Origin of the sequence: Nocardia sp. NPDC005825 (genome assembly GCF_040630175.1) — a bacterium.
Taxonomy (GTDB): Bacteria; Actinomycetota; Actinomycetes; order Mycobacteriales; family Mycobacteriaceae; genus Nocardia.
Window position 1 is genome coordinate 899,296 of record NZ_JBEXXC010000001.1, and the last position, 13,965, is coordinate 913,260.

16 protein-coding genes are annotated in these 13,965 nt (G+C 70.0%); 10 read left to right on the forward strand and 6 right to left on the reverse strand.

Annotation, left to right across the window (positions count from 1 at the left end; translation table 11 throughout):
• The first annotated feature begins 162 nt into the window (after positions 1–162).
• The 5 genes from ABZ382_RS04270 to ABZ382_RS04290 are packed head-to-tail and all read left to right on the forward strand — an operon-like array spanning position 163 to position 5,314.
• Positions 163–885 (forward strand): hypothetical protein, encoded by a 723-nt coding sequence (locus ABZ382_RS04270; protein WP_357083726.1) that lies wholly within the window; start codon positions 163–165, stop codon positions 883–885.
• Positions 886–912: 27 nt separating this feature from the next.
• Positions 913–1,581 carry a GntR family transcriptional regulator gene (locus ABZ382_RS04275; protein WP_357083729.1) on the forward strand — a complete coding sequence of 223 codons (669 nt, stop codon included), beginning with the start codon at positions 913–915 and terminating at the stop codon, positions 1,579–1,581.
• 56 nt (positions 1,582–1,637) lie between these two features.
• Positions 1,638–3,026 carry an allophanate hydrolase gene (locus tag ABZ382_RS04280; RefSeq protein ID WP_357083732.1) on the forward strand — a complete coding sequence of 463 codons (1,389 nt, stop codon included), beginning with the start codon at positions 1,638–1,640 and terminating at the stop codon, positions 3,024–3,026.
• A complete protein-coding gene (locus ABZ382_RS04285) occupies positions 3,023–3,721 on the forward strand; it encodes a cysteine hydrolase (RefSeq protein WP_357083735.1) in 699 nt (232 codons plus the stop codon). Before ABZ382_RS04280 ends, ABZ382_RS04285 begins: the two co-directional genes overlap by 4 nt.
• Before the next feature lie 12 nt (positions 3,722–3,733).
• Positions 3,734–5,314 (forward strand): regulator, encoded by a 1,581-nt coding sequence (locus tag ABZ382_RS04290; RefSeq protein ID WP_357083738.1) that lies wholly within the window; start codon positions 3,734–3,736, stop codon positions 5,312–5,314.
• Positions 5,315–5,327: 13 nt separating this feature from the next.
• On the opposite strand, the gene ABZ382_RS04295 is transcribed toward ABZ382_RS04290, so the two are convergent.
• Positions 5,328–5,504 carry a DUF6374 family protein gene (locus ABZ382_RS04295; protein WP_357083740.1) on the reverse strand — a complete coding sequence of 59 codons (177 nt, stop codon included), beginning with the start codon at positions 5,502–5,504 and terminating at the stop codon, positions 5,328–5,330.
• 166 nt (positions 5,505–5,670) lie between these two features.
• Here ABZ382_RS04295 and ABZ382_RS04300 point away from each other — a divergent pair, with 166 nt between their 5' ends.
• Both ABZ382_RS04300 and ABZ382_RS04305 read left to right on the forward strand, forming a co-directional pair.
• Positions 5,671–6,120 carry a GtrA family protein gene (locus ABZ382_RS04300; protein WP_357084063.1) on the forward strand — a complete coding sequence of 150 codons (450 nt, stop codon included), beginning with the start codon at positions 5,671–5,673 and terminating at the stop codon, positions 6,118–6,120.
• Between the two features lie 66 nt (positions 6,121–6,186).
• On the forward strand, positions 6,187–7,074 hold the full coding sequence (locus ABZ382_RS04305) for an RNA polymerase sigma-70 factor (RefSeq protein WP_357083743.1): 888 nt from the start codon (positions 6,187–6,189) through the stop codon (positions 7,072–7,074).
• Between the two features lie 21 nt (positions 7,075–7,095).
• Here ABZ382_RS04305 and ABZ382_RS04310 read toward each other — a convergent pair whose 3' ends face one another.
• Complete coding sequence (locus ABZ382_RS04310) at positions 7,096–7,701, reverse strand: helix-turn-helix domain-containing protein (RefSeq protein ID WP_357083747.1); 606 nt, start codon at positions 7,699–7,701, stop codon at positions 7,096–7,098.
• Between ABZ382_RS04310 and ABZ382_RS04315 the strand changes: the two genes are divergently transcribed.
• Entirely contained in the window at positions 7,686–8,669 is a 984-nt protein-coding gene (locus tag ABZ382_RS04315; RefSeq protein ID WP_357084066.1) for a TIGR03620 family F420-dependent LLM class oxidoreductase, read from the forward strand. The genes ABZ382_RS04310 and ABZ382_RS04315 overlap by 16 nt on opposite strands.
• Positions 8,670–8,680: 11 nt before the next feature.
• Here the strand turns inward: ABZ382_RS04315 and ABZ382_RS04320 are convergent, their stop codons facing one another.
• Both ABZ382_RS04320 and ABZ382_RS04325 read right to left on the reverse strand, forming a co-directional pair.
• Positions 8,681–9,433, reverse strand: coding sequence for an SDR family oxidoreductase (locus ABZ382_RS04320; RefSeq protein WP_357083750.1), 753 nt, complete (start codon positions 9,431–9,433; stop codon positions 8,681–8,683).
• Positions 9,434–9,452: 19 nt separating this feature from the next.
• Complete coding sequence (locus ABZ382_RS04325) at positions 9,453–10,067, reverse strand: TetR/AcrR family transcriptional regulator (protein WP_357083753.1); 615 nt, start codon at positions 10,065–10,067, stop codon at positions 9,453–9,455.
• 64 nt (positions 10,068–10,131) lie between these two features.
• Between ABZ382_RS04325 and ABZ382_RS04330 the strand changes: the two genes are divergently transcribed.
• Entirely contained in the window at positions 10,132–11,457 is a 1,326-nt protein-coding gene (locus ABZ382_RS04330) for an oxygenase MpaB family protein (RefSeq protein WP_357083756.1), read from the forward strand.
• Between the two features lie 7 nt (positions 11,458–11,464).
• Here the strand turns inward: ABZ382_RS04330 and ABZ382_RS04335 are convergent, their stop codons facing one another.
• On the reverse strand, positions 11,465–11,833 hold the full coding sequence (locus ABZ382_RS04335; protein ID WP_357083760.1) for a hypothetical protein: 369 nt from the start codon (positions 11,831–11,833) through the stop codon (positions 11,465–11,467).
• A gap of 87 nt (positions 11,834–11,920) precedes the next feature.
• Positions 11,921–12,616, reverse strand: coding sequence for a TioE family transcriptional regulator (locus ABZ382_RS04340; RefSeq protein ID WP_357083764.1), 696 nt, complete (start codon positions 12,614–12,616; stop codon positions 11,921–11,923).
• A gap of 107 nt (positions 12,617–12,723) precedes the next feature.
• On the opposite strand from ABZ382_RS04340, the gene ABZ382_RS04345 reads away from it, so the two are divergent.
• Positions 12,724–13,929 carry an erythromycin esterase family protein gene (locus ABZ382_RS04345; RefSeq protein ID WP_357083767.1) on the forward strand — a complete coding sequence of 402 codons (1,206 nt, stop codon included), beginning with the start codon at positions 12,724–12,726 and terminating at the stop codon, positions 13,927–13,929.
• Positions 13,930–13,965: the final 36 nt, after the last annotated feature.

Sequence of the window (13,965 nt, forward strand, 5' to 3'; positions counted from 1 at the left end):
TCCGGCGCGCTGAATCCACTGAACCCGCTGGTCAAACGGCCGCCACACACACAGCAGCCCGAGCCGGGCACCAGCGACTCTAATCTCTGACTGAATTTTCAGTCAAGGTCGGATCGTGTGATCCGGCTCCCTCCCCGACCGGGCGCGCGCAGACTGGGAAGGATGACCACCGCCCGCGTTTCCGCTGCTCTGGCCTCCGCAATCGTCATCACCGGGGTCGTGGCCGTCGGCCCGACCACCGCACCCGCACACGCCTACGGACCCGCCTCGTGCGTCCCCGGCGACCCCACCCGCCCCACCGGCGAGCTGTTCGCCACCACCAACACCGCCACCATCACCGACCCCGCCGACCCGCGCCTGAATGATCGGCTGGACCTGCTCGAACTCGACGAGAACTTCACCGCCCTGACCGAACTGGCCTTGCCGGTCGGCTCACAACTGATCGACGGGGTGGCCTGGTCGGCCGACACCGGCGTCACCTACGAGCGCTCCAAGCGATTCCTGCTCGCCTGCACCGACTACAAGAACCTCTGCTGGGTCGCCGACGACCTGCGCGGACGCTACCGCCAGGACACCGTGCTGACCTTCGAATACCTGCCCGGTGAGGACGCGCGAGCCGACGACTTCACCGTGACCGTCACCGGCCTGGACCGCGTCCGCTTCGGCGACGCCCTCGCCGCGAATCCGGCGGTGGCACAACGACTCGGCGGCGGCTCGTTCACCGCGTCCGGCGAACTGATCCTGGTGGGCGACCGCGCCGACACCGCCCTGATCCGCGACTTCGTCACCAGCCTGGGCGGTGACTGGAATACCGCCGAATTCCGTTACGGCGACCGCGAATTCGTGCGCTCCACCGGCACCGCGGCGCTGGCCTGCGCCGTGTGACCCGAGCGGTCCGGTTAATCTCGAATCATGGTGTCGCGCATGAACGGGACGGTGCTGCCGCCCAGCCTGGTGGAGATGGCGACGCGGCACCTGCGGGCCGAGGTGCTCAGCGGCGCGTTCGAGCCCGGCGACCGGATCGGCGAGGAAGCACTGTGCGCCCGGCTGGGGACCAGCAGGGCGCCGGTGCGCGAAGCCCTGCGGCTCCTGGCCCAGGAAGGGCTCATCGAGCATCTGCCCCGGCGCGGATTCCGGGTGGCGGTCTGGTCGCGGACCGACATCCTCGAGCTGTTCGAGTTGCGGCGGGTGCTCGAGCGCCACGCCATCGACAGCGCGTTCCCGCTGGCGACCGAGGGCGACCCGCTGTGCCGGGTCCGGGCGGCGCTCGAGGAGATGCGCGCCGCCGACGCCGCGGGCGACGCGTTCGAGCGCGACAATGCCCATCGCCGGTTCCACGCCGCCATCGTGGCGCTGGCGGGTAATCGGCAGCTGGAACTGGCCTACGAGCCGATCCTGGTCAAACTCCAGCTGCCCATGGCCCGCAATCTGCGCGCCGAGGCCCGGCTCGCCCAGCGCCACAACGGGGTTCGCAGACACGAGGAACTGCTGACCGCGCTGGAATCCGGTGACGCCGCCACCGCGCGCGACGCCCTGCTGCGACACGGGGAGCGGGCGTACCTGGACCTCGATATCCGCTAACACAGCGGATACATTGCGACACCGTCGATTTCACACATTCTGTCGACAATCGACAAATGGTGAATCCGAGCCCCACCGTCGCGGAAATACTGGCCTCCCACGAAAGCGGCAGCGGCTCTCCGACCCACACCGCCGCCCGGGTCGCCGACTCCATCGCGGCGCGCGGCGAGGACGGCACCTGGATCACGCCGGTCCCTCGCGACCAGCTGCTGGCCGCGGCCGCCGAGATCGAGCGACGGCCCGGCGCGCGCACGCTACCGCTGTACGGCGTGCCGTTCGGGGTGAAGGACAGCATCGACGTGGCGGGCTGGCCCACCACGCTGGCCTGCCCCGAGTACGCCTACACCGCCACCGGGACCGCACCCGCGGTCGAGCGTCTGCTCGCGGCGGGCGCGCTGTTCGTCGGCAAGACGAACCTGGATCAGTTCGCGACCGGCCTCAACGGCACCCGCACGCCGTATCCGATCCCGCGCAGCGTGTTCGGCGGCGAATTGATCTGCGGCGGTTCCAGTTCCGGGTCGGCGCGCGCGGTGGCACTGGGTGAGGTGCCGTTCTGCGTGGCCACCGACACGGCCGGCTCCGGCAGGGTGCCCGCGGCGCTCAACGGAATCCTGGGCTGGAAGCCCTCGCGCGGACTGATCAGCGCGCGGGGTCTGGTCCCCGCCTGCAAGTCGCTGGACTGCCTGACCCTGATGGCCGGCACCGTCGAGGACCTCGATCGGGTCTTCGAGGTGATCGCGGGCGTGGATCCGGCAGATCCGTGGAGCCGGGGGCGCGGGCGGCGCTTCGGCGGCGGGCGGTTGCGGGTCGGGCTGCCCGATCCCGGCGAGCTGGAGTTCTTCGGGGACCAGGTGTTCCGCACCGCGCATCTCGACGCCCGGAATCTGCTGGGACGCCACGGCTTCGACTGTGTGCCCATCTCCCTGGAACCGTTCCTGGCGGCGGGCGAACTGCTCTACCAGGGTCCGTGGGTGGCCGAGCGGCTGGTGGAGTTCGAGGACTTCCTCACCGAACACCCGGACTCGATCCTGCCGGTGATCCGCGAGATCCTCACCGGCGGTTTCCGATTCACCGCGGTGGACGTGTTCCGGGCGCAGCAACGCCTCCAGGAACTGCGCGCCACGGTGGCCCGGGTCTGGGACGACGTCGACGTGGTGGTGACGCCGACCATCGGCACCACCTTCACCGTCGCGCAGGTGCTGGCCGATCCGATCGCCACCAACACCGTGCTGGGCCATTACACCCATTTCGGCAATCTGCTGGACCTGACCGCGATCTCGGTGCCGATGGGCGTCGCCGCGGACGGCCGCCCGCTGTCGGTGATGGTGTTCGGCCCGGCCCTGGCCGACGACGCGGTGCTCGCCGCGGCCGCCCGCCTGCTCGACGAACCGCGCCCGGTCGCGGCGCACGCGGATCTCCGGCTCGTACAGAAGGAACGGCAATGACGGCACTTCCCCGAATTCCGGCGCGGCCGGGCGATTTCGCCTTCGACCCGAACGCGGTCGCGCTGCTGGTCATCGACATGCAACGCGATTTCCTGCTCCCCGGCGGGTTCGGCGAGAGCCTGGGCAATGACGTGGCCCTGCTGCGCACCGTCATCGAGCCGCTGGCCGGACTGCTGGCCACCGCTCGCGCGGCCGGGATTCCGGTGATCCACACCCGCGAGGGCCATCTGCCCGACCTGTCGGATTGCCCGCCGGCGAAACTGCTGCGCGGCGATCCCGCCCAGCGCATCGGCGACCCGGGCCGGTTCGGCCGCATCCTGATTCGCGGCGAGTACGGGCACGACATCATCGACGAGCTTGCGCCGCTGGACGGCGAAGTGGTGATCGACAAACCCGGCAAGGGCGCGTTCTACGCGACCGAGCTGGCGCAGGTGCTGGCGGACAGGGGCATCGGCTCCCTGCTGGTCACCGGCGTCACCACCGAGGTCTGCGTGCACACCACGGTGCGCGAGGCCAATGATCGCGGTTTCGAGTGCCTGGTCGTCTCCGACTGCGTCGGTTCGTATTTCCCGGAGTTCCAGCGCGTCGGGCTGGCCATGATCGCCGCCCAGGGCGGCATCTTCGGCTGGGTCGCCGACTCGGCCGCGGTCCGCGCCGCGCTCACCTCCGCCGTCTCCCCCAGCCCGGCCCAGTGAACAGGAAAACCCATGTCCGTCGAAACCCCGATCGCCGGTGAAACCGGTAGCGCCGCACCGCTGTCGCTGCCGTGGTGGACCCGCGGCGACACCAATGCCTTCTTCGGCCTGTCGTTCAATATCCTCGTCAATGTCCTGACCCTGACCACGCTGTCGATCGCGGTGGTGAAGATCCCCAGCGCGGATGTGCTGGGCACGGTGCTTCCCGCGCTGGGCGTGGCGCTGGTGCTGGGCAACCTGTACTACATGCTGCTGGCGCGGCGGCTCGCGCGGCGTGAGGGCCGCGCCACGGTCACCGCGCTGCCGTACGGGCCGAGCGTGCCGCACATGTTCATCGTGGTGTTCGTGGTGATGCTGCCCATCTACCTGAAGACCAACGACCCGTTGCGGGCGTGGTCGGCTGGTCTGGCCTGGGCGTTCATGATCGGTGTGATCGTCATGATCGGCGCGTTCGTCGGGCCCTACATTCGCCGGATCACCCCGCGTGCCGCCATGCTCGGCACCCTGGCGGGCATCTCGATCACCTTCATCGCCATGCGGCCCGCCGCGCAGATGTGGGAAGCGGCCTGGATCGGTTTGCCGGTGCTGGCCATCATTCTGATCGGCTTCTTCACCGATGTGCGGCTGCCGGGCAATGTTCCGGTCGGCTTGGTGGCGCTGCTGGTGGGCACCGCCATCGGCTGGATCGGCGGCTACATGTCGGTCCCCGACGTCTCCCAGGCCGCGCACGACATCGCCCTCGGGCTGCCGGACCTGCGCCTGCATCTGCTCTTCGACGGGCTCGCGCATCTGGCGCCGTTGCTGGCCACCGCGATTCCGCTGGGCGTCTACAACTTCACCGAGGCCATGAGCAATGTCGAGAGCGCCGCCGCCGCGGGCGACAACTACAACCTGCGCAGCGTGCTGCTGGCCGACGGTCTCGGCGCGATCATCGGCTCCGGCTTCGGTTCCCCGTTCCCGCCCGCGGTCTACATCGGGCACCCGGGGTGGAAGGACGCGGGCGGACGCACCGGCTACTCGCTCGCCAGTGGCGCGATCATCGGATTGATGTGCCTGCTCGGCCTTTTCGGCGTGCTCGCCACCCTGCTGCCCATTCCGGCGATCGTCCCGATCCTGCTCTACATCGGCCTGCTGATCGGCGCCCAGGCCTTCCAAGCGGTCCCGCGCCTGCACGCGGTCGCGGTGGTGGCCGCGCTGCTGCCGAATCTGGCCGAGTGGGGCGTCGGTCAGATCGACAACGCCCTCAGCGCCGCCGGCACCTCCGCCGACAAGATCGGCACGGGCGCGCTCGGCCAGGCGGGCGTGGTCTACGACGGCCTGAAGACCCTGGGCGCGGGCGCGGTGCTGGCCGGTCTGGTACTCGGCACCATGGTCACCTTCATCCTCGAAAAGCGTTTCCGCGCGGCCGCTCTCGCCAGCACGGTCGGCGCCGGGCTCAGTTTCGTCGGCCTCATCCACGCCGCCGAGGTCGGCTGGGCCGCCGCCCCGAAGGTCGCCCTCGGTTATCTCTTCTTCGGACTCGTCTGCCTCGCCTGCTCGTTCCTGCGCGGCACCCGCCCGGCCACCGACGCGGCCCCCACCGTTCCCGACTGATCCGCCCGACCGGTCACCGCTCCTCCTTGGTCTCGTCGAGAAAGATCCGCAACCCCTCCCCGATCTTGCCCGCGGCATTCTCCAACTGCTCGGGCGAGAGCACCTTCCCGAACGACGCCGCCTTCAGCAGCTGTCGCTGCACCTCTTTGAGGTTCATCGTCGCCCAGTCGCGTCGTGAGAGTTCCGGCATGCTCCGGGACATTACCTCGAGTAGAACGTTTGTTCGAGTGCCGAGAATCGTGACAGCGGCGCGTCAGGGCGGTGTCAGGTCCGTGTAAGCGGGGGTGGGGATTGTCAGTGGCGTGAACAGCACTGTGATCGCCGATTCCGGACTGCGGACGATGTACCGGGACCCGATGGATTTCGGGGCCCTCGATGCGGGCTTCGAGCGCGGGCTCGTCGCCGTGGGCGGGTTTCTGCGCGGGGATCATGTGGTCGCGCAGTTGATTCGGTTCGCGGTGGTGGGTGGGGTCAGCAATATCGCGTATGTGCTGATGTTCATGGCGGTGAACGGGAGTGGGGCGCTGGTGGCGAATATCGCGGGGTCGGTGGTGAGTACGGCGATCGCGAACGAGTTGCATCGGCGGTTGACGTTCCGGGCGGCCGGGCGGGTCGGGTGGTTCAGCGCACAATGGGAGGGCGGCGGGCTGGCCGCGATCGGGCTGGTGATCAGTACTGCGGCGCTGGCGGGGCTCGATTTCTGGGCGCCCGGGCTCGGGGAGCTCGGTCAGGCGACGGCCGTGCTCGCGGTGATGGCGGCCGTCGGCGGAATGCGGTTTCTCGCGCTGCGCGGGTTCGTGTTCTGAGGCTGGGTGTCACATTTCGATCGGCCGCGGTGTCCAGTGGGTGACGCCACAGACGGGAGCCCTGCCATGATCGGTACCACCGCCGCCACCGACGCGTTCGTCGCGCACCGGAATCTGCTGTTCACGGTCGCCTACGAGATGCTCGGATCGGCGGCCGACGCCGAGGACGTACTGCAGGAGACGTGGCTGCGCTGGATCGGGGTCGACCTCGAGGAGGTGCGGGACCAGCGGGCGTATCTGGTGCGCATCACCACCCGGCAGGCGCTGGGCCGGTTGCGGACGCTGGGCCGGCGCAAGGAGTCCTATGTCGGGCAGTGGCTGCCGGAGCCGCTGCTGACCGCGCCCGATGTGGCCGAGGATGTCGAACTGGCGGAAAGCGTGTCGATGGCCATGCTCCTGGTGCTCGAGACGCTCACCCCCACCGAGCGCGCGGTGTTCGTGCTGCGCGAGGTGTTCGACCTGCCGTACGAGGAGATCGCCGCCGCGGTGGACAAGTCCGCGGCCGCGGTCCGCCAGATCGCGCACCGCGCCCGCGCGCACGTGGCGGCCCGCCGCCCGCGCGGCCCGGTGTCGCCCGCCGAGTCCCGTGAGGTGCTCGACGCGTTCCACCGCGCGGTCGAGACCGGTGACCTGCAAGGGCTTTTGGATCTGCTCGCACCGGATGTGGTCGCGTTCGGTGACGGCGGCGGGCTCCGATCCGCGCTGCCGCGCCCGATCGTCGGCGCGGACAAGGTGGCCCGCGTGCTCACCACCGGCTGGCATCGATTCGGCGACAGCGCGTCGTTCGACACCACCTGGGTCAACGGCCATCCCGCGCTGGTCATGCGACGGGACGGTGAGGTCGACACCGTCCTGGCGTTGCGCATCGACGACGGCCTCATCACCGGGTTGTACGCGGTCCGCAATCCGGAGAAGCACTCCCACATGGACCACGTGACCGCGCTGAGCCGGTGACCCGGTCGGGTGAGAGTCGTGTCAGGCGTGTGAGGTTCGCGTTTCGGCCGGGCCGATGATGCCGTGCAGCACAAGCTCGACCAGACGGTCGGAGGCCGCCGCGGTGACCTCGGACCGATCATTGGTCCACGCGATCGCGGTGGCGATCTTGACGATGTCGTCGGTGGTGACATCGGGGTGCGCACGCCCCGCCCGTTGGGCGCGGCCCAACACGGTCCCGGCCGCATCGAGCGCCGCGGCACAGTGCGGCGCCAAGGGGCTGTCGGGGATCTCGAGGGCGCGCATGATCTCCTCGGACAGCCCCCGTACACGGCGAATATGCGACACCAGAGCGGCGACCCACAGCGAGAGGGCGGCCGCGGAGTCGGGCTCGGCGTCGAGGGTGCTCGCGAGTGCGGTGACCTCGTCGAGGCTGGTGCCGACCACGGCGGCGATGAGATCTTCTCGCTGCGGGAAATGCCGATAGAGGGTGGCCGGGCCGACCCCGGCGCGGCGGGCGATCTCATTGAACGACACGTCGACGCCCTGGTCGGCGAACATCTCACGGGCTGCGTCGAGCAGTCGGGCGCGACTGCGTCGGGCGTCGGCTCGGCTACCGCCCGGTGGCGGTGATGCGGCTTGTTCCACGGGGCTCCTCAGCGAATCGGAATGCCATTCCGTATATTCGGAATGGCATTCCGAATTGTAGTGGACGGGAGTCGAACATGATGTTGCCGACCGATTTGCCGCGCACCGGCATCTGGGTGAACGGGCTCGATCTGCAAGCGCCGGCCGTGGCGACCGAGCTGGCAAGAGAGCTGGAGGAGCTGGGGCTGGGCGCGATCTGGCTCAGCGAAGGGCTCGCGCACGACCCGTTCGTCACCGCCGCCGGCCTGCTCTCCGCCACCAGCAGGCTGATGGTCGGCACCGGGATCGCGGTGACGTACGGCCGCCATCCGCACTGGATGCGAGCCTCGGCCCGAGCCGTCCTGGATACCTACCCAGGTCGGTTCGTGTTCGGGGCCGGCACATCCAATCCACGAGTCGTCGAAGGCGTGCTCGGACTCGAATACCGCAGACCGCTGGCCGCTTTGCGCGAGTTCCTCGATGATCTCGACACACCGGACGCCCTGCGGGCCCAGCTCGGATTGCCGGACGCCGGCCGGTTGCCCCGGGTGCTGGCGGCGCTCGGTCCGAGCGCATTGCAGCTGGCTCGGGACAGGGCCGACGGCGCTATCACCTATCTCGTGACGCCCGACCACACCGCACAGGCCCGCGCCGTTCTCGGACCGGACCGGACGCTCGTGGTCGAACAGGCCGTCGTGGTCGGGGCCGCCGACGCGGACGCGCGAACCCGCGCTCGCGCACACGTGGGGGCCTACCTGTCCAACCCCGGTTATCGCGCGAGTTGGCAGCGGCTCGGCTTCACCGACGCCGATCTCACCGGTAGTGACCGGCTCGTCGACGCGTTGGTCGCGATCGGGGAAGACCATGTGCAGCAACGGATTGCGGCCCACATCGCCGCCGGCGCCGACCACGTCTGCCTGCAGGCGCTACCGGCGGAGCCGTTCACCATCCCGGCGCGACAGTGGAAGCTTCTGGCCGCCATCGATTGACGGCCGCCGCCTCAGCCGCGGCCGATGTAGGGCATGCCGGTCGCCATCACGGTCACGAACGGCACGTTCACCGCCAAGGGCAGGTCGACGGTGTGGGCGACGACCCGGGCGACGTGGGCGGCGTCGATGGTCGGTTCGGGGCGGATGCTGCCGTCGGCCTGCAATGATCCCGCCGCGATGCCCGCGGTGAGTTCGGTTGCGGCATTGCCGATGTCGATCTGCCCGACCGCGATGTCGTGGGCGCGGCCTTCCAGGTTGAGGGCCTTGGTGAGGCCGGTGATGCCGTGCTTGCTGGCGGCGTAGGCCACCGTGTTCGGGCGCGGGGTGTGGGCGGAGATGGATCCGTTGTTGATGATCCGCCCGCCGCGCGGCGTCTGGGTCTTCATGAGCCGGAACGCGGCCTGCGCGCACAGGAACGCGCCGGTGAGGTTGATGTCGACGACCTGCCGCCACTCCCCCACGGACAGTTCGTCGATCGGCTTGCTGGGCCCGAAGATCCCGGCATTGTTGACCAGCACGTCCAGCCGCCCCCACTGCCGCGTGAGGTGCGCGAACACCTCGTCCACGGCTGCGGGATCGGTGACATCGGCGGGAACGACGTCCACGCCGCCCGGGCCGGGTGCGGCCGCGGCGGTCTCGTCGAGGGTGGCACGGGTGCGTCCCACCGCGACGACCTGATGCCCGGCGGCGGTCAGCGCGTGGGTCATGGCGCGCCCCAATCCGGCTCCGGCTCCGGTGACGAGAACGATCTTCGATGTGCTCACGGGATCCGAGCGTATTCGGTCAGTCCGCGGCCCGATCGGCCGGAAGCACGTTGGTGCGCAGGTGCCGGACCAGCGCGACCAGCCGTTCCAGGGTGGCGTGCTCGGGATCGGTGAGCCGCAACTGGAGCAGTTCGCGGCCCGAGGCGTGCAGGATGCGCGCGGTGTACTCGGGGTCGGGGAGTTTCGGAAACGCCTGCCGCAGTTCTTGTTCCAGGAAACCCCGGACCGCCGCCTGCGAGACGGCCTGACGCTCGTGCAGTTCCGGCGGCGCGCCGGCCGGCGGGAACAGGAACAGCCGCCACGTCTGCGGATGCGCGTCGATGGCCCGGACCGCGCCTTCGAAGGCCCGGATGAACGGGTCGGGGTCGGCGGTCTCGTCGACCTGGGCGAACCCCTCGGCGAACTGGATCGCCGCGCGAGCGCTCTCCCGATCGATCAGTGCGACGAAAAGCCCTGCCATGTCCCCGAATTGCTGATACAGCACCGGCCGGGTGACCCCGGCCGCGTCCGCGATCCGATTGGGGGTGGCCGCGGCGAATCCTTCCGCCCCGACGATCTCGTGGGTGATGTCGAGGATCTGCTCGCGGCGGTTCTCTGCGCTCATCCGCCGCCGCGTGTGGGGAGCGGTGGTCACCCTTGACAGCGTAACTTACAACCTGTCAGCCTCTAACTAACAGGTTGAAAGTTGAGGTGCTCCGATGTCGCCGCACTACCCCGAACTCGCCGAGCGCGTGCGCAGCCAGCGCGCACTGCAGCCGGACCTCTACGGCTCGATCGATTTCGACGAGTCCCCCTTCCGGTTCACCGTCGATCCGGGCGACAAGTCGTCGCTGCCCGGCTGGGTCGCGCCGCGCGAGCCGCTGCTGGCCGACGAGCGGGTCGTCGAATTGATGCGCACCGCAACGATGCTCGGCGATGTGGTGGCCGACCCGTACGCGGCGCTGGCCCCGGAGTACGGGGTCAAGGGCTTGATCGGGATGCTGCGGCAGGCGTGCCGTGCGGGCGTCGACTCGGTGCCCGGCGCACCCGATGAACTGCGGGCGTTTCTGGCGGCCATGGAGGCGAGGCCCGCCTGGCTGGACATGGAGCTGGTCGAGGAGGGCGCGCGGCATTCGCGGGTCGGCGCGGCGTTCCTGTCGCCAGTCCTGATCCGGGGCGCGTTCCTGGCGACGTTCCTCAATACCTATGCGGCGCTGCCGATGACGTTGACGGGGGCGCTGTCGGGGCGGCGCGCGGCGCGGCGGGTCAACGAGACCGCGTCGTTCTTCGCGGTGACCACGCTGCCGGGCGCGCTGGAACGGCACGGCGAGGGTTTCGAGGCCGCGGCCATGGTGCGCCTGATGCATTCGATGGTGCGCTACAACGCATTGGCGCGCGGGGAACGGTGGGACGCCGACGTGTACGGGGTACCGCTGCCGCAGGTCGATCAGATGCCCGCGGGGTTGATCAATATGTATCTGCTGGCGACGATGGCGATCCGCCGGGGCCGCACCGAGTTCAGCGCCCGCGAACGCGCGATCCTGGAGTTCAGTCGCTACCGCTGCTTCCTGCTGGGCCTGCCGGAGGAATTGCTGCCGACCACCGCGGCGGGCATCCTCGAGGTCTTCCACGGCCGGGCTGCCGTGCTGCGCGACGATTTCGACGACGCCACGTGCGGCGCGCTGGTCCGCTCCACCATGTCGGCGTACCTGCGCCCGGGTCGCTCACGCTACGACCGTGTCGCCGACGCGATCGAGAGGAGCTGGAGCCGTGCGTTCTTCCTCGGCTTCTGCGGCGGCAACCGCAAGGCCGCCGCCGCCATGAGCGTCACGATGACTCTCCCCGACGCCATCCGGGTGGGGCTGACCGCGCCGTTCATCATCCTGCGGTTCGTCCTCATGACCGTCGCGAGTCAGTCACCGATGCTGCGCCGCGCGACCGACGCCTACGCCATCCGCAAGGTGCGCGAGCAGCTCGTCATCTATGGAAATCCCGAGTACACGACCGACTCCCGCACCTATCCGGGAGCCGGTCCACGGGAGTGACGCGCGCTCAGGCGGTTCCGGCCGCGGTCACCCGAGCCGCCAGGCCGTCGAGTACCACGGCCCGCTCGGGTGGCACGCCGATGTGCATGTGCACCAGATCGGTTCCGGCGGCGGCGAATTCGAAGGTGAAGAACGAGCAGCAGCGGGTTTCGCGGGCGGCGAGTTCGCGGGCCCGGGGCTCGGCGCTGCCGTCGAGGTCCAGCCGCAGCCGGGTCGCCGAGATCCGGTCCCAGCCGAGCACCGCGTCGCGGAACAGGGCGTCGAATTCGGCGACGCGCAGTGGTTGTTCGACGGTGGGTAGCGCGCAGTCTTCCACCGGGACCCACGACTGCGCGGAGAGGTTGCCGATCAATCGAATCTCGGGTTTACCGGCCATGACGCGCACCTCCTGCCGCCCGGGCCATCGGTCCGGGATCTCCCTACGATGCTAGGCCGTTCCGGTGAGCGCGGCACAGAGCCGCGGTCACATCCGCTCGCGCAGAACGAGATAGGCGTCGAGTTGGGCCGCGCCGGACAGCAGGGCGCGGCCGCGGGCGTTCAGGCGCTGCTGCCAGGCGGTGAGGAAGGCGGTCAAAGCCTCGGTTCCGCCTGCCTCGTGCAGGGATTCGAGGAATTGCGCGACGCGCGACAGCGGGTATCCGCCGCGGCGGAGCTGCCGGGCGATCTCCGCGTCACGCACGGCATCGGGCCGGTAGTGGCGGTATCCGGTGGCGGGGTCGCGGTCGGGGCGCAGGATGCCCTCGGTCTCCCAGGTGCGCAGGGTCGCGGCGTGCACGCCGAGGCGGTGCGCGAGTTCGCCGACGGTCAGGGGGCGGCCGGGAATCGGGGCGGGCGGTGCGGCGGAGAGGCTGTCGAGTGCGGTCGCGACATCGGTGTGGGTGGTGCGTTCGGTGTGCAGCGCGGTGTGGGTGGCGTCGATGAGCAGGTAGGCGGCCTCGGCGTCGCCGCGATGGCAGGCGCGCAGGATCTCCGCGGCGCGTTCGTGGCCGTGCCCGACGCGCAGGGCGAGGAAGGCGCGCAGGGCTTGCGCGTGTGCGGGGGTGTAGCGGCGGTAGCCGTTGTCGGCGCGCTCGGTGGGCGGGAGGATGCCCGCATCGTCGTAGTTGCGGATCGCCTGCGCCGACAGGCCGTGCTCACGGGCCAGGTCGATCGGACGCACCGCACCTCCTTTGAGGGTTTTCCTGAACTGAACAGGACATTTGTCGCGCAAGTTTCACCCGAACCTTCAACGATACTGTCGAAGGCAGTCCTTCTGGAAGGAGTGCCATGTCCGCAACCACCCCCACCTCGCTGAGCGCGATCGGCCGCCGAGCCGATGGCCGCGCGAACCTGGGCCTCGCCCTGGACGAGCTGCTGTCCACCCGCACCACGCCCCCGGCCGTGTTCGCACTCGGCGAGCCGACGCATGGGATCGCGGCATTCCCGCTGCTGCGCAACGACATGCTGAGTGCGCTGGCCGAGCGCGGGTTCCGGTCCATCGCGCTGGAGATCGATTTCCTCGCGGCGGGAATCGTCGACGACTACGTCCAGGGGTCGGAGGCGGCGATCGACAGCGTGCTGTCCGCGGGGTTCAGCCACGGGTTCGGATCGATACCCGGCAATCGTGAACTCGTCGAGTGGCTGCGCGAATACAACGCGGGCCGCGCGCCCTCGGATCGGGTGCGCTTCTACGGATTCGATGCGCCGGTGGAGTATTCGGGCGCGCCCAGCCCCCGGTCGGCACTGTGCTCGCTGACCGGCTGGCTGCCGGATGCTCTGCTGCCCGCGTCTGTCGCCGAGCTCGACGGGCTGCTCGGCGCGGACTCCGAGTGGACGAACCAGGCGGCCATGTTCGATCCGTCCGCCTCGGTCGGCGACTCCGACCGCGCCCGCGCACTGCGCTCGATCGCCGACGATCTCGCCGATGCCCTGCATCGCGCGGGACCCTCGCTGCGCGCGACCGACCCGACCGGTTACGCCGAGGCCGTCACCCACGCGCGGACGGCGCGCGGGCTGCTGCGCTACCACGCCGCCATGGCCACCCCCGGTCCCGACCGCATCGGCGGCCTGTCCAGCGTGCGATCGGAGATGATGGTGGACAACATCCTCGCGATCGTCGAGCGCGAGCAGCAGCGCGGCCCGACCCTCGTCTTCGCGCACAATTCGCACCTGCATCCCCGGGTGCCGGACCAGCCCGCATGGAGCAATGCGGGCGCGCTGGCCGCCTTCACCCTCGGCGAGCGCTATCTGTTCGTCGCGACCGACGCGACCCCCGATCCGGTTCCGGGCACTCTCCAGGGCGTGCTCGCCGCAGCGACCCCCGGCCGCGCCCTGTTCCCGGCGCGAGCGCTCGGTACCGCCCTGCCCCCCGCGATCGTGTCCGCCGAACCGATTGTGCGCGGCCATTTCCCGCTCACGCTCGCCGATCTGGACGGCGCGGACGCGGTCGTCTTCCTCACCGACACCGACGGCGTCCAGCATCAGTACTGGTAGCGGCTGCCCGCCGCGCGGACGCCCGGCCACGGTCGG

What these genes read in the sequence shown, in the direction of transcription:
- ABZ382_RS04270 (WP_357083726.1), top strand. Translation starts at nt 163, where the DNA reads ATGACCACCGCCCGCGTTTCCGCTGCTCTGGCCTCCGCAATCGTCATC.
- ABZ382_RS04335 (WP_357083760.1), bottom strand. Translation starts at nt 11,833, where the DNA reads ATGGCCGGTAAACCCGAGATTCGATTGATCGGCAACCTCTCCGCGCAG.
- ABZ382_RS04290 (WP_357083738.1), top strand. Translation starts at nt 3,734, where the DNA reads ATGTCCGTCGAAACCCCGATCGCCGGTGAAACCGGTAGCGCCGCACCG.
- ABZ382_RS04330 (WP_357083756.1), top strand. Translation starts at nt 10,132, where the DNA reads ATGTCGCCGCACTACCCCGAACTCGCCGAGCGCGTGCGCAGCCAGCGC.
- ABZ382_RS04295 (WP_357083740.1), bottom strand. Translation starts at nt 5,504, where the DNA reads ATGCCGGAACTCTCACGACGCGACTGGGCGACGATGAACCTCAAAGAG.
- ABZ382_RS04315 (WP_357084066.1), top strand. Translation starts at nt 7,686, where the DNA reads ATGCGGCTTGTTCCACGGGGCTCCTCAGCGAATCGGAATGCCATTCCG.
- ABZ382_RS04285 (WP_357083735.1), top strand. Translation starts at nt 3,023, where the DNA reads ATGACGGCACTTCCCCGAATTCCGGCGCGGCCGGGCGATTTCGCCTTC.
- ABZ382_RS04305 (WP_357083743.1), top strand. Translation starts at nt 6,187, where the DNA reads ATGATCGGTACCACCGCCGCCACCGACGCGTTCGTCGCGCACCGGAAT.
- ABZ382_RS04345 (WP_357083767.1), top strand. Translation starts at nt 12,724, where the DNA reads ATGTCCGCAACCACCCCCACCTCGCTGAGCGCGATCGGCCGCCGAGCC.
- ABZ382_RS04300 (WP_357084063.1), top strand. Translation starts at nt 5,671, where the DNA reads ATGGATTTCGGGGCCCTCGATGCGGGCTTCGAGCGCGGGCTCGTCGCC.
- ABZ382_RS04275 (WP_357083729.1), top strand. Translation starts at nt 913, where the DNA reads ATGGTGTCGCGCATGAACGGGACGGTGCTGCCGCCCAGCCTGGTGGAG.
- ABZ382_RS04280 (WP_357083732.1), top strand. Translation starts at nt 1,638, where the DNA reads ATGGTGAATCCGAGCCCCACCGTCGCGGAAATACTGGCCTCCCACGAA.